Source organism: Streptomyces sp. SID9727, from assembly GCF_010550605.1.
GTDB lineage: Bacteria > Actinomycetota > Actinomycetes > Streptomycetales > Streptomycetaceae > Streptomyces.
This window is the reverse complement of the sequence record NZ_JAAGNI010000083.1, coordinates 1-1,278: the sequence shown is the minus strand read 5'-3', so window position 1 is coordinate 1,278 and position 1,278 is coordinate 1. Positions and strand designations below refer to the sequence as shown.

1 protein-coding gene and 1 pseudogene are annotated in these 1,278 nt (G+C 76.1%); both read right to left on the bottom strand.

All coding sequences use genetic code 11. From position 1 onward, the window contains the following. Positions 1-785: pseudogene (locus G3I41_RS05230) on the bottom strand (PucR family transcriptional regulator); the annotation flags it as partial. Positions 786-971: 186 nt separating this feature from the next. Continuing rightward, positions 972-1,278, bottom strand: a 307-nt coding sequence (locus tag G3I41_RS05225) for a helix-turn-helix transcriptional regulator (protein WP_164399136.1), incomplete at its 5' end; no start/stop codon positions are given.

The following is a 1,278-nucleotide window of genomic DNA, read 5'->3' as shown; positions in this document are numbered from 1 at the left end:
ACGGCGTACTCCGCCTCGGGCCCCGCGTGCCACACGGCGTCCGCGGCGGCGGGCAGCTCCAGGGGCGGGTGCGCCGTGCCGTGCGGGGAGCGGCGGGCGTCGCGCAGTGCCAGCACCGCGTACCGGCCGTCCTCCGGCAGGCCGAGGGCCGCCGCCGTGTCCGGGAGGTCGGCGATCTGGGCGGTGCCGTCGAGCAGCGCGGCCGTCATCAGGCGGTGCCGGTTCTCCCGGCGCCAGGCGAGGCGGCGTTCCGCCCTGCGGTAGGCGTCGGCGACGATCGCGCAGTGCTCGTCCACGAAGTTCCAGACGTCCGCGGCGACATGGACCAGCAGCCGGATGTCCTCGGGGTGGCGGCGGGCGGTCTCGTCCACCAGGTCCTGCCAGACCATCGCCCCGCCCATCCGGAACGCGTGCAGGACCGCGTCCAGCGGCACCCCCTGCTCGGCCCGGACCTCGCCGATCCGCCGCGAGGTGCGGTGCGCGGCCTCCCGGAACTCACGGGGCTGGATGAGCGAACCCACGTTGTGCCGGAGCGAGTGGTGCACCTCCTGCCAGATCTCCGCCGGGTCGGCCTCGATCGCGGCACGGTAGCCGGGCTCCCGCTCCCGCAGCGCCTCCACCATCCGGTCCGTCAGCTCCGGGAGCGCCGCCACCAGCACCCGGGCGGCCCGGTGCAGGACGGCGACGGCCTCGCGATCGGCCAGCGAACGGAAGCGGCGCGGGACCGGGACGACGGGCGGCGGCGCGTGCAGCGCCCTGACCCGTGAACGTACGACCTGTGGCATGGCGGCCTCCACCGGGATTCGGCCGGCTCGGTGAACGGCCGGCTCCGGCACGCCCCGCCCACGACGGAGCCGCGGGCGCACCGAATGATCCTGACGCCCGCAGAATGACATACCGCCCAGTCGGTACCTAGAGGTGTGCGGCCTCCTTCTCATCACGGTCCTGCAACCTTGTCGTCCCGTACGGAACTACGCCCCTCCGCCCAGCAGGCCGGCCAGCTCCGTCCGCGAGCGCACGCCCAGGGCGGCGAACACGTTGCGCAGGTGGTGGTCGACGGTCCGGGTGCTCACCGAGAGCCGCCGCGCGACCTCCCGGTTGGTGGCCCCCTCGGCCACGCACCGGGCGATCCGCGCCTGTTGCGGGGTGAGCGCCGCCAGCGGGGCGGCCGTCCCGGACGGGCCCGGAGCCTCCACCGCCTCGCCGGCGGCCCGCAGTTCGCCGCTCGCCCTGGCGGCCCAGGCCGCGGCCCCGCACCGCTCGAACCCGACCAGGGCG